Origin of the sequence: Hymenobacter cyanobacteriorum, assembly GCF_022631375.1 — a bacterium.
Taxonomy (GTDB): Bacteria; Bacteroidota; Bacteroidia; order Cytophagales; family Hymenobacteraceae; genus Hymenobacter; species Hymenobacter cyanobacteriorum.
Genome location: NZ_JALBGC010000003.1, coordinates 429,623 through 443,701, shown reverse-complemented (window position 1 = coordinate 443,701; position 14,079 = coordinate 429,623). Strand labels below are relative to the sequence as shown.

General features: G+C 62.6%; 14 protein-coding genes. 1 reads left to right on the top strand and 13 read right to left on the bottom strand.

Annotated features, from left to right (window positions below; genetic code table 11):
• Positions 1 to 36: 36 nt before the first annotated feature.
• From gatA to MON38_RS22885, 3 genes are read right to left on the bottom strand one after another with little or no spacing between them, the layout of a single operon-like run.
• A complete protein-coding gene (gene gatA, locus MON38_RS11710; protein WP_241936354.1) occupies positions 37 to 1,464 on the bottom strand; it encodes an Asp-tRNA(Asn)/Glu-tRNA(Gln) amidotransferase subunit GatA in 1,428 nt (475 codons plus the stop codon).
• A 36-nt stretch (positions 1,465 to 1,500) separates the two neighbouring features.
• On the bottom strand, positions 1,501 to 1,953 hold the full coding sequence (locus MON38_RS22890) for a Sec-independent protein translocase subunit TatA/TatB (protein ID WP_338423769.1): 453 nt from the start codon (positions 1,951 to 1,953) through the stop codon (positions 1,501 to 1,503).
• 18 nt (positions 1,954 to 1,971) lie between these two features.
• A complete protein-coding gene (locus tag MON38_RS22885; protein ID WP_338423768.1) occupies positions 1,972 to 2,352 on the bottom strand; it encodes a Sec-independent protein translocase subunit TatA/TatB in 381 nt (126 codons plus the stop codon).
• Positions 2,353 to 2,617: 265 nt separating this feature from the next.
• Between MON38_RS22885 and MON38_RS11695 the strand changes: the two genes are divergently transcribed.
• Positions 2,618 to 3,544 (top strand): GAF domain-containing DNA-binding protein, encoded by a 927-nt coding sequence (locus tag MON38_RS11695; RefSeq protein ID WP_241936353.1) that lies wholly within the window; start codon positions 2,618 to 2,620, stop codon positions 3,542 to 3,544.
• Between the two features lie 225 nt (positions 3,545 to 3,769).
• On the opposite strand, the gene MON38_RS11690 is transcribed toward MON38_RS11695, so the two are convergent.
• The 10 genes from MON38_RS11690 to MON38_RS11645 form a co-directional block, all read right to left on the bottom strand.
• A complete protein-coding gene (locus MON38_RS11690; RefSeq protein ID WP_241936352.1) occupies positions 3,770 to 5,338 on the bottom strand; it encodes a murein hydrolase activator EnvC family protein in 1,569 nt (522 codons plus the stop codon).
• An 84-nt stretch (positions 5,339 to 5,422) separates the two neighbouring features.
• The gene (gene lolB1, locus MON38_RS11685) at positions 5,423 to 6,214 is read right to left on the bottom strand and encodes a lipoprotein insertase outer membrane protein LolB1 (protein ID WP_241936351.1); all 792 of its coding nucleotides are present in this window, start codon (positions 6,212 to 6,214) and stop codon (positions 5,423 to 5,425) included.
• The gene (locus tag MON38_RS11680; RefSeq protein WP_241936350.1) at positions 6,207 to 8,057 is read right to left on the bottom strand and encodes a tetratricopeptide repeat protein; all 1,851 of its coding nucleotides are present in this window, start codon (positions 8,055 to 8,057) and stop codon (positions 6,207 to 6,209) included. Before MON38_RS11680 ends, lolB1 begins: the two co-directional genes overlap by 8 nt.
• Before the next feature lie 122 nt (positions 8,058 to 8,179).
• A complete protein-coding gene (locus MON38_RS11675) occupies positions 8,180 to 9,190 on the bottom strand; it encodes a sugar phosphate nucleotidyltransferase (protein WP_241936349.1) in 1,011 nt (336 codons plus the stop codon).
• 110 nt (positions 9,191 to 9,300) lie between these two features.
• Complete coding sequence (gene dut, locus MON38_RS11670; protein ID WP_241936348.1) at positions 9,301 to 9,732, bottom strand: dUTP diphosphatase; 432 nt, start codon at positions 9,730 to 9,732, stop codon at positions 9,301 to 9,303.
• 64 nt (positions 9,733 to 9,796) lie between these two features.
• Positions 9,797 to 11,065 (bottom strand): cation:proton antiporter, encoded by a 1,269-nt coding sequence (locus tag MON38_RS11665; protein WP_241936347.1) that lies wholly within the window; start codon positions 11,063 to 11,065, stop codon positions 9,797 to 9,799.
• A gap of 195 nt (positions 11,066 to 11,260) precedes the next feature.
• On the bottom strand, positions 11,261 to 12,166 hold the full coding sequence (locus tag MON38_RS11660; RefSeq protein ID WP_241936346.1) for a DUF5694 domain-containing protein: 906 nt from the start codon (positions 12,164 to 12,166) through the stop codon (positions 11,261 to 11,263).
• A 192-nt stretch (positions 12,167 to 12,358) separates the two neighbouring features.
• Positions 12,359 to 12,724: a hypothetical protein gene (locus tag MON38_RS11655; RefSeq protein ID WP_241936345.1), complete on the bottom strand. Its 366-nt coding sequence runs from the start codon at positions 12,722 to 12,724 to the stop codon at positions 12,359 to 12,361.
• A 115-nt stretch (positions 12,725 to 12,839) separates the two neighbouring features.
• The gene (locus MON38_RS11650) at positions 12,840 to 13,190 is read right to left on the bottom strand and encodes a YbbC/YhhH family protein (protein ID WP_241936344.1); all 351 of its coding nucleotides are present in this window, start codon (positions 13,188 to 13,190) and stop codon (positions 12,840 to 12,842) included.
• 135 nt (positions 13,191 to 13,325) lie between these two features.
• Positions 13,326 to 13,979, bottom strand: a complete 654-nt coding sequence (locus MON38_RS11645) for a hypothetical protein (protein WP_241936343.1) — start codon at positions 13,977 to 13,979, stop codon at positions 13,326 to 13,328.
• Positions 13,980 to 14,079 lie beyond the last annotated feature (100 nt).

The window sequence follows — 14,079 nt, the reverse complement described above, 5'->3', positions numbered from 1 at the left end:
CGGTCGGGCGTTTTGCATAACGTAATCAAAACCTGGCTAGGCCGGCACTTCCTCGGTGATGGTGCTGGCAAAGGCCAGCAAATCGGCTTCGCGGAAAGCGCCAGCCATTACCTGCAGGCCAATGGGCAGGCCCGCTGCGTCTTCGCCCACTGGCACCGAAATGGCGGGCACGCCAGCCAGCGAGGCCTGCACCGTGAAAATATCAGCCAGATACATGCTCACCGGGTCCTGCTTTTCGCCAATGTTGAAGGCCGTGGTGGGCGTGGTGGGCAGCACTAGGAAATCGTACTGGCGCAGCAGCTCGTCGGTTTTCTCCTTAATGAGGCGACGCACGCGCTGGGCTTTGGTGTAATACGCGTCGTAGTAGCTCGCGCTGAGCACGAACGTGCCGAGCAGGATGCGGCGCTGCACTTCGGGGCCAAAACCTTGGGCGCGGCTCTTTTTGTACATCGATTCCAAATCCGTCGCATCCGGGGCACGGTAGCCATATTTCACGCCATCAAAGCGGCCTAGGTTGGAGCTTGCTTCGGCGGTGGTGAGGATGTAGTAGGTCGGAATCATGAAATCGAGGTAGGGGAAATCTACCGCTTCCACCACGTGGCCCTGGCCGCGCAGCACGTCGAGCTGGGCCTCCATAGCCGCCTTGATTTCCGGGTTCAGGCCCTCGCTGTTCACGGCATCGGCGATGTAGCCGATGCGGTAGTGCGCAGCGGGCGTGAGCTGTTGGCTGTAGGCGGGTACCTCGCGCTGGCTGGCGGTGCTGTCCATGCCATCGGGACCGGCCATTATTTCGGTCAGCAGCGCGGCATCGGCTACCGAGCGGGTGATGGGCCCAATCTGGTCGAACGACGAGGCGAAGGCCACCAGCCCGTAGCGCGAAATGCGCGAGTAAGTCGGCTTAAAGCCCACCACACCGCAGAACGCGGCCGGCTGGCGCACCGAGCCCCCCGTATCGGAACCGATTGAAGCGAGGCACATATCGGCCTGCACGGCCACGGCCGAGCCGCCCGACGAGCCGCCGGGCACGCGGTTGGGGTCGGCGGCGTTGCGAGCGGGGCCGAAATACGAGGTTTCGTTCGAGCCGCCCATGGCAAACTCGTCGCAGTTCTGGCGGCCGATGATGATGGCGTCGGCATCGAGCAGGCGCTGCACGGCCGTACCGGTGTAGAGCGACTTGAAGCCGTCGAGCATGCGGCTGCTGCTTTGCAGCGAATGGCCGGCGTAAGCCAGCACGTCTTTGAGGCCGATAACCATACCGGCCAGCGGGCCGGCGGTACCGGCCGTGAGCTTGGCATCCACAGCGTCGGCCTGGGCGCGGGCCTCGTCGGGCCACACTTCCAGGAAGGCGTTGAGGTGCTGCTGACGCTCGATGTTATCGAGGTAATAATCAACGAGCTGGCGGCAGGACGTGTTGCCTGCCGCCAGCTCGCTGCGGACTTCGGATAATGACTGAAAACGCTTCAAACCTGATGCAGAGTTAGGTGACCGATAGCAGAGAAATTACGCGCCGGAATCGGCGGGCAGGTAGGGCTGGCGGGGCTGGGTGCCCTCGGGGGCCAGGTTGGGGGGCAGTACGGTAGCCACGGGCGGGGCCGGGTCGTGCTGGTCGGCCGTGGGCATAATCGGTGCGGCAGCAGTTGCGGGCGCGGCCCACGGGTCGAAGCCGGAGCCGGGCTCGGCCGCGATAGGCAGCGGCGTGGACTGATGCTGCGGCTGGGGCGCGTAGGGGTTGGGCTGCTGATAGTGCTGGTTCGGCGCGGCGGGTTGGCCGGCCTGCTCGAACTCGCGGCGGATTTCGGTGCTGGCATCCTTGAACTCGCGGATGCCCTTGCCGAGGCCGCGTGCCAGCTCAGGAATTTTGTTGGCCCCGAAGAAAATCAGGATGACGACCATGATGAGGATGAGCTCAGAGCCGCCGATGTCGCCCAGAAATAATACGAAGGGAGTGTGCATGGCTAATAAAAGCGCGGGTTAGCGCGGCTGGTTAGTAGGGTCGTTGGGGTTGTAGGCGGGCGGCGTGGGCTGCTGATAGCCGGGCTGCTGGGGGTAGCCATTGGGCTGCGGCTGGTTGTAGCCGGGCTGTTGGTTATAGTTCGGCTGCTGGGGCTGGCCGTAGCCGGGCTGCTGCGAGGGAAACTGCTGCTGGTAGGGCGGCTGGCCGGGCTGGTCGCGGTACTGGGGCTGCTGCTCATCGGCCTTGGCCGTAGCGTCCTTGAACTCACGCACGCCCTGGCCCATGCCGCGGAACAGCTCGGGAATGCGCTTGGCCCCGAACAATAAGATGATAACAAAGAGAATAAGCAGAATTTCGGTAGTACCGAAGCTGCCGATAAGAAACAGGGAATGGAGCATCAGAGGGTGGGCGCCTGGGCCCGGTGGAGGGTTAGAAAAACGGATATACGCAGCCGAACGGGTTTTGGCGTGCCAAAGATACCGCTTGGCAGATGTTTTGCGGATGAACCCGCCGTTGGGCAAGCGAAACGAGGGAGTTGAACGCCCCAACAGCAGAGTTGGCCGGAAGGTGCTAATCTGGCGTAAGACACGGCCGTAGCTTTGTCGCTACCTTCGGGTGCCGCGGCTTTCGCCGCCTCCGAGGGCTTTCCTTTCTCCGACTGCCATGAAAATGCCTTCTCCCTCCGCCCTGATTTCCGATGAGCAGGACCGCCTCGAAGCCCTGCACAGCTACGGCATTCTCGATACGGAACCCGAGCCGGTGTTCAACGACCTGGCCCAGCTGGCGGCTTACGTGTGCGGCACGCCTATGTCATCGGTGTCGTTGCTCGATGATGAGCGCCAGTGGCTGAAAGCCCGCGTTGGAATCGACGTACGCGAAGTGCCCCGCGAGCAGACTTTCTGCCAGTACGCGCTGCGTTCCAGCGGCGTGTTTGAAATTCCCGACACCCACGCCGATGCGCTGTATGCCAGCAACCCGATGGTAACCGGCGCGCCGCACATCCGCTTCTACGCCGGCACGCCGCTGCTCACGCCCGAAGGCTACCCCCTGGGCACCCTCTGCGCGTTCGATACCGTGCCCCGCTCGCTGAGCACCGACCAGCGCGAGGCCCTGCGCCTGCTGGCCCGCCAGGTAATGGCCCATTTGGAGCTGCGCCGCACCCGCCTGTTGCTCGACGACGAGCGCCAGAAGCTGGAAGGCGTTATCCGGCTGGCCGGCCGCTCCGACGGGCTGGCCCAGACCTATAGCCGACCGGATATTTTTGTGAAGCAGGAGCAGCGCCTCATCCGCATCCCTACCGCCGACCTGCTGTATGTGGAAGCTCTGGGCGACTACGTGAACCTGTACCTGGGCCGCGAGCGCCTCACCGTGTACGGCACCATGAAGGACCTGGAAACCAAGCTGCCCAGCGCCGATTTTGCCCGCATTCACCGCAAATACATTGTGCGGCTCGACCGCATTGTGGCCATCGAAGGCGACTCGGTGGCCCTCGAAAGCAGCCCGGTAAGCGGGCCAGGCCGGGTGCCCGTGCGCGTGTCCATCGGCAGCTCCTACAAAGCGGGCCTGCTGGCCCGCTTGACGGTGATTTAACTACTTGGCTACTTCCTGCGAAGCATCAACACGGCGAAACCAGTCGTTCGTCGGCGAAATTGGATATTTCAACGAAATGCGCTGGCTGAGGCCTTTCCGGCCGTGCATCTTTGCTACGGTTATCGGCAGAAGCAGATGAAAATCCCCTTCCGCTGACAGCTAAGTTTGTTTTCATAGCTCGGAAAGACCCGCACCTCTGGTTCGGGTTTTTTTTTGCGCCGTGGTTTAGCGGTGTCCCAGCCAGCTTTCGGGGTTGAGGTTGGACGAGTTGTGCCACACCTGAAATTGTACCTCGGAGGTACCTTCGCCGTCGGTGGCGACTGTGCCGATGACCTCGCGGGCCCGCACGCGCTGGCCTTCCTGCACGTTCACCGAGCGCAGCTTGGCATACACCGTGAAGAAGTCGCCGTGCTGAATCATAACGATGGTATTCATGCCCGCGATGTTGGTGATAGTGAGCACCTTGCCGTCGAAGCAGGAGCGGACTTCTTCCCCGGCCGCCGTTTGAATATCCACGCCCCGGTTTTCCACGGTCACGTTTTTAAGCACCGGGTGCGGGTGGCGCCCAAAGCGCTGGCTGATGAACCCGCGGCTGACGGGCCAGGGTAGGTGGCCGCGGTTGCCAGCGAAGGACGACGAAGCCAGGGCCGTTTCGGGCGTGAGGGCAATGCGCACGGCGCGCCGGTCGGCGGCGGCTTCGGCGGCGGTTTCGGGGGCGTCGTTTTCGGGGGCGGCGGTGGGGTCGTCGTTGCGGCTGTCGCTGCTGGCGGTAGATTCCTCACGGCGGGTGGGGGAGGCGTTGTCGCGGCGGTTGCGGGCGGCGGTGCGAGCGTCGCGCTCGGCAGCGCGGGCGGCTTCGCGCCGGGCGGCGAGGCGGGCGGCCCGGGCGGCGCGCACAATTTCTTCGCGCACCCGCTCGGCAATCAGGTTGTCGAGGCGGTTCACGGCTTGGCGACGCTCTTCCAGCTCCTGGCGCAGGCCCTGTTCCTGCTGGCTGAGCTGCTGCACCATCTCATCTTCTTTCGATTTCAGGGTGAGCAGGTTACGGTTTTCGCTAAGCTGGCTGTTGAGCAGGCTGCTTTTGCGTTGCTGCTGTTTCGTCAGGCCCGTAAGCTGCTCGTGCAGCCGGTACTGCGTGCCCATGATGCGGGCCGCCTGCCGCTGCCGCTCCTCGGTGTACTGCCGGATGTAGCGCAGCCGCAGCGCAAACTGGTTGAACGACTCCGAAGCAAACAAAAACATGAGCCGGTTGAAGCCATTGGCGGTTTTCGAGGCCGTGTAGAGCAGCCGCGCATACTCGGCCTTGAGCTGGGCCAGCGTCTGCTGGGTTTGCACCACCTGTTTCACCGTTTGGTGCACGTTGGTTTCGATGCCCTGCAGCTGCGTCGAAATTCCCCGAATGACCTGTTTTTTCTCCGTCAGCTTCTCGCTGATGACGTGCAGCTGGCCCAGGCTCACCTTCTTTTTGGCCTGCGTCTGGTCGAGGGCCTGGCTGGTGCGCTCAATCTGGCGCAGGTTGTTCAGGCGCTCGCGCTCCAGCTGGGCCTTGCTTTTGCCGCGCGGGCTGCTGCTGGCAGCGCGGCGCGGCGCGGGTTTGCGGCGAGCGGGGGCCGGGCGCGGGGCTTGTTTAGCCGTTTTGCCGCGCCGGGCAGGCTGCGGACGCTTCTGCTGAGCCAGCGCCGGGCCGACGCTCAACCATCCTCCCAGCAACAGGAGCAGCCACCAATAGCCCCGGCGTGCGCCAGTGGCTGACGGAAATGCTACTTTATTGGTCGGGAATGCCTGCTTGCTCAACGGAGAGGATGTTCAAAAACCTACCAATCTGGTAGAAACGCAAAATTAGGCAGCCGCCGCGGGTATTCCGCACGGCGGGCCGGCCTAGCGCAAGCGGCGGTAGCCCTTGGGCACCTCAAACGGGAACGACAAGCGGCTGCGGCTCACTTCCACTTTGTTGTAGTTGATGGCGGCCGTGACGGCCCCGGCCGACGGCTGCTGCGCCTGCACAAACAGCGCGTGGGCAAACGGCAGCGGCTGCTGGGCATCCAGGGGCTGGAAATCGGTGTAATCGACGGTGAGGTTGCGCTTGGCGGCCTCGTCGCTCAAGCGCAGTTGCTGCACGCGGCCGGTGTTGCCGGCCTGCAACAGGTGCTCGACCAGCACGCTGCTCAGGTTGTAGCTCACGCGCTGGCGGGCGGCCTCTTCGGTGGCCACGGTGGGCTTGGTGCCGGCGGGCGCGGGCAGGTAGTCGCCGAGCAGCAGCGTCTGCATCTGGGCGAAGCTCACGGGCACGTTCAGCAGCTTGGTGAGGTAGTCGTAGCCGCCGCTGAAGTAGGTTTTTTCCAGCCGGTTCACCACGTGCACCGAGTCGCGGGTAAGCACGGCGCGCACGCCCTCAAATCCTGCCAGCCCGGCCGAAACCCAGATAACGCTGTCGCGCCGCACCCGCATCGAGAGGTTAGCGCCCTGCTTGTTGCCCTTCATCGTCACTTGGGCTTTGCCCTTGATGGTGAGGAAGTCGAAGGCCGTGTTCTGCGCCTGCACTGAGGGCAATGTCGGCTCCATGGCGGGCGTAGAGGTGCCGGGGCCGGTGGTCGAAACAGTAGGCGTGGCCTTGCGGGCGCAGCCGGCAAGGCCAAGGCCCAAGGCCAGCAGCAGCGTGTATTTATTCATAAAGCTTGTGTTCTTTCAGTTTGCGCTCCAGCATCTCGGAGGTGCCGCCGGCTTTGCGGGCGCGCTGCCACTCGGCGGCGGCTTTCTCCTTGTCGCCGAGTTGGTAGAGAATGTCGCCGTAGTGTTCGATGATGGAACCGTCCGTCGACTTGGTAATGATTTTATCGAGCACGTCTTTCGCTCCGGCGTAATCCTTCTGCTTGTAGAGCACCCAGGCATACGTATCGAGGTAGGTCTCGTTCTCCGGAAACTGCTTTACGACCTTGCCGGCCATCGTTTTGGCCTTGTCGAGCTTCACGCCGCGCAGCGATAGATAATAGCTGTAGTTGTTCAGCACCAGCACGTTGCTGGGGTCGCTGGCCAGCGAGGCTTCGTAGGAGGCGTCCGACTTGTCATCTTCGTGCAGCTCGTGGTAAGCCTCGCCCAACTGGGCGTCGAACTGGGCTAGCAGCGAGGCATTGTTGGCGGCCAGCTTGCGGCCGTGCTCCAGCGACTTGGCGGCGCGGGCCGGCTGCTTCTTCAGCTGGTAGGCAATGCCGTTGTAGAACCAGAACTGCGCCTGATTCGGGAAAATCTCCAGCGCGCGGTTGCTGTGCAGCAGCAGCGAGTCGGTCTGGTTCAGCTCCCCATCCAGCCCAATCACCTGCTGCCACACCTCAAACTTCGAGTTGTCGTAGCGCAGCGCGCGCGAGTAGGCGTTGCGGGCCTCGGCCTTGCGGTCGGTTTGCACCAGCACGTCGCCGCTGATGGCGTAGGCTTTAGCCTCGCGCGGGTGGGCCGTCACGGTAGCGGCGGCCAGGTCGCGGGCCAGCTGGTTGATGGATTCCTGCGGGCTGGGCAGCTGCTTAAGGTAGCCGATGAGGATGCGCACGGCCACGTCGATGTCGAGCGACGGACTGCTCAGGGCCAGGCGCAACTCTTGGGCTGACTCGGTGGCCAGGTTCTGCTGGCGGTACACGTCGGCCAGAATCAAGTGGGCCTGGGCGGCGCTGGGGTCGAGGCGCAGGGCCTGCTGGGCCACGCGCAAAGCATCGGGCAGGCGGTTGTTGTTGGCGTAGAGCTCGGCCTGGGCCAGCACGTAGCGCACCTCGTTGGGGTTGGCCTTGATGAGCTTTTCACCCTCGACCAAAGCTTGGTCCAGCTTGTTCTGCTTGAGGTAAATCTGCTGCTTCTTGAACGAAATCTCGTCGACCTGCCCGAATTCCTTTTCGGCCTGGTCGAGAGTGGTCAGGGCTTCGGGCAGCTTGCTCTGGGCCAAATACAGGTCGGCGAGGTTGAAGAGGTAGCTGCCCGAATTGGGCACTTCCTTTATGAGCGTGGCGTAGGTTTTAATGGCCGAATCGTACTGCTTCTGGCTGGCCTGAATCTGGGCCAGCAGCAGGTAGTAATAGGCATTCTTGGGGTCGATGCGGGTGGCCGACTCGGCGTAGTTAGCAGCGTCGCGCATGTTGCCGCTCAGCATGTTGGCCTCGGCAATCTTGTAGTTGATGGCCGCGTTGTCGGGGTCGATGGCGTAGGCCTTCAGCAAGCTTTCGAGGGCCTTGTTGTAGTCTTCGAGCAGCGAATATTTCACGCCGTCCACGAACAGGGCTTCGCTGCGCTCGCGCTCGCGCTCGGTCATCAGCGACGACATCTGGGCGCGCAGCGCGGCGCGCTTGGCGCGCGCTTCGGCCAGCTTCTTTTCCAACTCGTGCTGCTCCTTTTCGAGGGCTTTTTGCTGGCGGCGCGTCAGGGGCTTTTCGGACGCGGCGGGCACGTTGCTGCCCTCGGGCACCTGCGCCACTACCACGCCGCCCAACAGGCCGGCCCACAACACCACGCTCAGCACAACTCGACGCATCATAGCAGCAGCCATATAACAAAGCCGGACGCAGGGCCCGGCTCCCAAAATTAAGGGGAATAAACCAACGACGCGGCCCCCATCAGAAGGCCGCGTCGCTGCTAACGTTAATCAGGTGAAAAATATCACACCCGCAGCTGGTTATAATCGCCGAGGCTCAAATCGTCGGGGGTGCCGGCCACGGTGGCGAAGTTGCCCACCATCGAATTAGTGATAACCACGTTCAGCAGCGAGGCCGACTGCTGCACGATGGAGTTGCTCAGGCGGGTGTCGCGCACGTTGGCGTGGGCACCCAGGCTCACGTGTGGGCCCACCACCGAGTTGGTGATGACGGCACCCTCGCCCACGTACACCGGCTCGATGAGCACCGAGTTGGTGATGGTGGCCGACTCGTGCACCAGGCTCTCGCCGCGCTCCTTCAGGTACTCGAGGTAGCGCTGGTTGGTGAATACAGTAGCGTCCTTGTTGCCGCAGTCAAGCCACTCCGTCACGCGGCCGGGCACGAAGACCGTGCCTTTGTTCTTCATGTTTTCGAGGGCGTTGGTGAGCTGGTACTCGCCTTTGTCCTTGATGTCGTTGTCGAGCAGGTATTGCAGCTCGCTGCGCAGGTACTCGCCGTCCTGGAAGTAGTATATGCCGATGATGGCGAGGTCCGACACGAATTCCTGGGGCTTCTCCACGAACTCCGTAATCTGGCCCTGCTCGTTCAGCTTCACCACGCCGAAGGGCTTAGGGTCGTCCACCTTCTGCACCCAGATGGTGCCGGGCACGCTCGAATCGAGCACGAAATCCGCTTTAAACAGCGTATCGGCGAAGGCCACGACCAGTGGGCCGGTCAGGCTGTCCTTGGCGCAGAGAATGGCGTGGGCGGTGCCCAGCGGCTCATCCTGGTACACGATGGTGCCCTTAGCGCCCACTGATTCGGCGATTTTCACCAGGCTCTTTTCCACCTCCGCGCCGAAACGGCCGATGATGAAAGCCACTTCGTCCACGGGTTCGCCGCACACTTTGGCAATATCCTCCACGAGGCGCTGCACAATGGGCTTGCCGGCGATGGGCACCAGGGGCTTGGGAACGGTGAGGGTGTGGGGGCGCATGCGCTTGCCCATGCCGGCCATCGGGACGATGATTTTCATGTTTCTTGGTTAGTTGTCAGTTGTTGGTTGTCAGTTATCAGGCGGTTGTTGCCAGTTCTGTAACGATGTCTGCTTCTTACAACTGACAACGAACAACTGACAACTAACTACTAGCGCCCCGTGCTACCATACCCGCCCGCGCCGCGTTGGGTTTCGCTCAAGGTTTCGACGGGCTGCCAAGCAATGGTTTCGTGTTTGGCAACTATCAGCTGGGCAATGCGTTCGCCGTCGTTCACCACGAAGGGCTCGTTCGATAAATTCACGAGCAGCACCCGCACTTCGCCGCGGTAGTCGGCATCAATCGTGCCCGGGCTATTTACCAGCCCGATGCCGTGCTTGAGGGCCAGGCCGCTGCGGGGCCGAATCTGGGCCTCGTACCCGACGGGAATTTCCAGGCTCAGCCCCGTGGGGATAAGGGCGCGCTCGAGCGGGCCGAGCGTGACGGGCGCCGTCAGGTGGGCGCGCAGGTCGAGGCCGGCGGCGTGGGGCGTCTGGTACTCGGGCAGCGGGTGGCTGGAATGATTGATAACGGGGATGCGCATGCGGGCAGGGTAGGGGTGGGCAAATATAGAACTAGCCGTAGCAACTGCCCCGCGTGCATCGGGCTTATTCCGCGGTTGCTTCGGTGATTTCGGCAGCGGTTTGGCGGCCGTGGCGGCGGTCGAGCCAGTTCATGACGGGCGTGGCCAGCACGCCGTGCACGGTGATGGACAGCAGCATGGTGAAGGCCAGCACCGCCCAAATCTGGCGGGCCTGCGGGAAGTCGGCCTCGCCCAGCGCGTAGGCCACGTAAAACACCGAGCCGATGCCCCGGATGCCGAAAAAGGAAATCACGGCCCGCTCGGCCAGGTTGATGCGCGGCGAGCGGATGAGCGTGAGCATGCCGCCCAGCGGCCGCAGCACCAGCACCAGCAGCACCCCCAGCGCCGCCCCCGGCCAGGTAAGGGCCCGCAGCAAGCCATCGGCAATGGCCGCGCCCAGCAGCAGCAGAATAACGACGATGAACAGCCGCTCCATCTGGTCCGTAAAAGCGTGCATGAGGCGGTGGTACTCGTGCTTGCGCTCGCGGCTGCGCAGCGTGATGGCGGCAATGAACACCGCCAGAAAGCCATAGCCGTGCACCAGCTCCGTGATGGCGTAGGACGTGAGCGTGACGGCCAGCGCCACAAACCCGTAGCCCTCGGTTTTGATGCTGACCCGCTTGGGCAGGTTGAAAATCAGGTAAGCCAGGAATTTGCCCGACAGCCAGCCCAGCAGCACGCCCACCCCAATGCGGTAGCCCACGTCCATCCACAGCCAGTGGCGCAGCCGCTCGTCTAGCGGCACGGCCGTGGGCAGCAGCGCCAAGGCCAGGTACACGAAGGGAAAGGCCAGGCCGTCGTTCAAACCGGCCTCGCCGGTGAGGGCGAAGCGCACGTTGTCTTCGCGGCCTTCGCCGGGGTCGCCCACCTGCACGTCGCCGGCCAGCACGGGGTCGGTGGGGGCCAGGGCGGCGGCCAGCAGCAACGCCGAAGCCGGTGCCAGCCCCAGCAGCCAGTGCCCCGCCAGTGCCAGCCCGGCAATGGTGAACACCATGAGCACGAGCACCAGCAGCAGCGGCGAGCGCCAGGCCCGCAGCGAAAACGGCCGGTCAATCTTCAGCCCAGTGCCCGTGAGGGCCACAATCACGCACAGCTCCGAGAGGTGCTTCACGAAGACGGGGTGCACCAGCGGGTCGGCGTGGGGCAGCGGAATGGGCAGGCTGCACACGCCCAGCCCCAGCAGAATGTATAGAATGGGATACGAAAGCGGGTACTTCTCGAGCAGCGACGGCAGCCAGGCCACACCCAAAATGGCAATTCCGAGCAGCAGCAGGGCAATGGTATAGTAGGGCATGGGCAAAAAGAACCAGCGGCCCGGTACTACGATAACGCCGGCCGCCGGGTAAGGTGAAGCCTCATTTATACGGCATTGCCCGCGTAAGGGCCGGGTGATGGTGTGGCCAGCGCCGCCACCGCCGCGCTCGGATTTTCCGCTTTGGCTGCTCCCAACACTGGCCCGGCCGCCACTGGCGAGGGCCAAAAGCGGCGGCTAGCGGCCCAGGTAGCGCGCCGTGGGCACCACCCGATAAGCCGGGTCGGCGGCCAGAATGCCTTGCAGCGACCCCGCGTGCCGCGCCCCGATTATCAGGAGCTGGCGGGTTTGCCTGGTTTGCAGCTGGGTCGTCACGATGTTAGAATACACCTTCAAATCGCGGTTGTAGAACACCGAGATAAACTCCGCGCCCACATACCTGGGGTTGATAAACGCAGCGTCGACCATCTCGTCGGGCTTGAGCGTGCCGTTAGTGACGCGGGCCGGCGTGCAATACACCAGCGCGTGCAACTGCTGCAGGGTAGCCGGCGCATTAATGGTGCGCAAAAACTGCCCAATGGTGCCACCGGCCAGCAATTGCTGGCCAAAGGGGTCGGAAAACGCGTGCCAGTCGGCATCGGCCTGTTTGTAGAGCTCGATGTTCTGGCCGGCGTTCAGGATGCTTTGCGACGTGCCGCCCGGCGCGTTCACGCACTGAATGCGGGCCAGCCCCAAGCGCTTGCCCAGCGCGAAGCCCAGCTGGTACACCTCGCTGCGGCCGCCGGGCAGGGTGTTCAGGTCGAGTTGGCCCTGCCGGTAGCGCTGGTACAGGCTATCGATGCGGCCCTGCTGCTCGGGTAGCTCTTCCACCAGAATACCGTCGGGCTGGTAGCGCTGCAGCCCATCGAGCACGGCGGCCAGCTCGGCCTGGCGTTTGGGCGTCAGTACGTCAGAATTGGGGTTGCCGGCCTTATAGAGCTGCGACAGGTGGCTACAGCCCATCAGCAGGATGGAAGTGGGAGCACTGCCCGGGCGGGCGCTGGCGGCCAGTGGCGTTTTAGTAGCGCTACAGCCGAACAAGCTCAAGGCCAGCCCCAGCAGGCTGGTAGCGAAATGCCGGTTACGATTACCGAACAACTGCATAAAAAATGGAAAGGATGAAACAGTGCCTAAAGGCCCGTTGGACGCTGCAAAGCTGCACAGGCCACCGTAATTGGCCGCAAGCCTCTCCAAAATAACCCCGCCGCTCCCAGCGCGGCTGCCGAACGAGGCGCAGAAACCCCGGACTCGCCCCCGCACGCATGCTCCTGGTGAGGCCAAGCCCTGCCGCGGTGCTTACGCCAGCAAACTACCCACCGAAGGGATTTTCCAGAAAGGCATGTACTCCGTCCAGCCCAGGAAGAAGGAAAACAGCCCGTGGATAAGCGGCGCCAACAGAAAGCTCAGCACCAGATAGGCGGCCGTGGTGCGAGCATTCAGCTTCAGCACCAGCGGGGGCAGCAGCACCGTGATGAGCATGGGGATGGGATAGTACACCCACCACGGCAAGCCCGCCGTGGCGCCATACTTGCCGAACAGCATCCCAAACACCACCACTACCAGGGCCAGAGCTGCAATCTGAACGCGCTTGGCGCGGAACTGCTCCTTGGGCAATAGCAGCCGCACCATCAGCCAGAAGACCAGCAGCGAAGCCGCTATCATAAAAGGGAAATGCCACGCGGTGTTCATCGCCACAATATAAGTGCGCCGGGCCGGCTACGGCCCCGAATCCTATCCCAGCCGCCTCCGCCGCGAAGGCGGCTGAACGATGCGTCAGTTACTTCCCATGAGTAACCTCTAGAATCCGGCCGTCGCGTTTGCTTATCTCGATATAAGCCACACCGCCGTCCATGTCCTTTGGCAAGGAGCCTTCCACTACCCACACGCCTTTGCTGTTTAACGTAGCCTGATACGGCTTTTCGCTTAGAACTTTCTTACCGTAGATAGGTAACCAGACCACTTCGGCTATGCGCTTGGCCGTGGCAGCATCGGGCACGAAACCGCCACTTGGCATGAAACTCGGCGATGCGGTGGGCTCTTGCGGCCTTGCCTTTGGCGTTTGGGCCTTGGCGCTGCTTGCTACCATTAGCAAACCCATAATGAGTGAGAGAGAAACTAACTGCTTCATTCCGCAACCTACGGTCCCCACGCCCCAGCTGCCCCCGCCGCGAAGCGGCTGAACGATGCTTAGCTTTTCTCGCCATTCCGCGCGAGCTTCCCCAAAACCAACCCAGCCGCCCCCGGCGCAAAGCGGCCGGGGAACTTAGAGCTTCTTATTCTTATGACGCGGTTTGCCTTGAGGCTTTATCGGCTTCAGTCGCCTAGAAAAATCTGGTGGCGGTGGAAAAGCTTCGCTACCCAAAACCTCAAGCTTAGTACGCGCTGGTTGCGGATTTCGGCGCTGGACCATCACGTAATACTCGCGATGCACTCGGTTAGCGTCATAATCTAGATTGATGTATTGACGAGGAGCTTCGTAGCATTGCCAAGCGCTGTCAGTAGCCTGTTCCACATGGGGATTGTCGTAGCGGGTAAGGCCTCGGGCCAAAATGGCTGCCCGCACCAGCGCGTACTCCCGCCTGCTGGCGGAACGGTGACTAATCAGGTTCCAATTACCATCACCGGGGTAAACGGCTAGGAACATGCTATCGGCAAATTCACCCGGTTGCCGTGGTGGGTAGGCCCACCAATAGCTTATGCAGCCAAAGTGTTGGTCGTTTTTGCGGCTCGCCAACCGCCAGCCCCGGGCTTGTAATTCCTGATTGGTAACGGCGAAGGGTTGCTGCCGCATCCGCATCAGTTCTTCAAGCGTGAGTAATTGCGGGTCTGGAGCAGGAGCTTGGGCAGTGGCTTGTGCCCAAACGCAGCCAGCACTACTTAGCACCGTCAGAAGAAAGCAAAGGCACAACAGGTTCATGGTGCGAAAAAAGCAGAAAGTCACCGCGGTTTCTGCGGCAGCTAGAGACGAATGTTCTTAGCTCGGCCTTACTGACTCGCACCCACCCTTAGCCGGACTC

Bases quoted from the DNA above. Each gene is read 5' to 3' on its own strand.
- MON38_RS11650 (WP_241936344.1), bottom strand. From the start codon at position 13,190: ATGAAGCAGTTAGTTTCTCTCTCACTCATTATGGGTTTGCTAATGGTA.
- MON38_RS11665 (WP_241936347.1), bottom strand. From the start codon at position 11,065: ATGCCCTACTATACCATTGCCCTGCTGCTGCTCGGAATTGCCATTTTG.
- MON38_RS22890 (WP_338423769.1), bottom strand. From the start codon at position 1,953: ATGCACACTCCCTTCGTATTATTTCTGGGCGACATCGGCGGCTCTGAG.
- MON38_RS11680 (WP_241936350.1), bottom strand. From the start codon at position 8,057: ATGATGCGTCGAGTTGTGCTGAGCGTGGTGTTGTGGGCCGGCCTGTTG.
- MON38_RS11660 (WP_241936346.1), bottom strand. From the start codon at position 12,166: ATGCAGTTGTTCGGTAATCGTAACCGGCATTTCGCTACCAGCCTGCTG.
- MON38_RS11695 (WP_241936353.1), top strand. From the start codon at position 2,618: ATGAAAATGCCTTCTCCCTCCGCCCTGATTTCCGATGAGCAGGACCGC.
- dut (WP_241936348.1), bottom strand. From the start codon at position 9,732: ATGCGCATCCCCGTTATCAATCATTCCAGCCACCCGCTGCCCGAGTAC.
- MON38_RS11655 (WP_241936345.1), bottom strand. From the start codon at position 12,724: ATGATAGCGGCTTCGCTGCTGGTCTTCTGGCTGATGGTGCGGCTGCTA.
- MON38_RS22885 (WP_338423768.1), bottom strand. From the start codon at position 2,352: ATGCTCCATTCCCTGTTTCTTATCGGCAGCTTCGGTACTACCGAAATT.
- MON38_RS11675 (WP_241936349.1), bottom strand. From the start codon at position 9,190: ATGAAAATCATCGTCCCGATGGCCGGCATGGGCAAGCGCATGCGCCCC.
- lolB1 (WP_241936351.1), bottom strand. From the start codon at position 6,214: ATGAATAAATACACGCTGCTGCTGGCCTTGGGCCTTGGCCTTGCCGGC.
- MON38_RS11645 (WP_241936343.1), bottom strand. From the start codon at position 13,979: ATGAACCTGTTGTGCCTTTGCTTTCTTCTGACGGTGCTAAGTAGTGCT.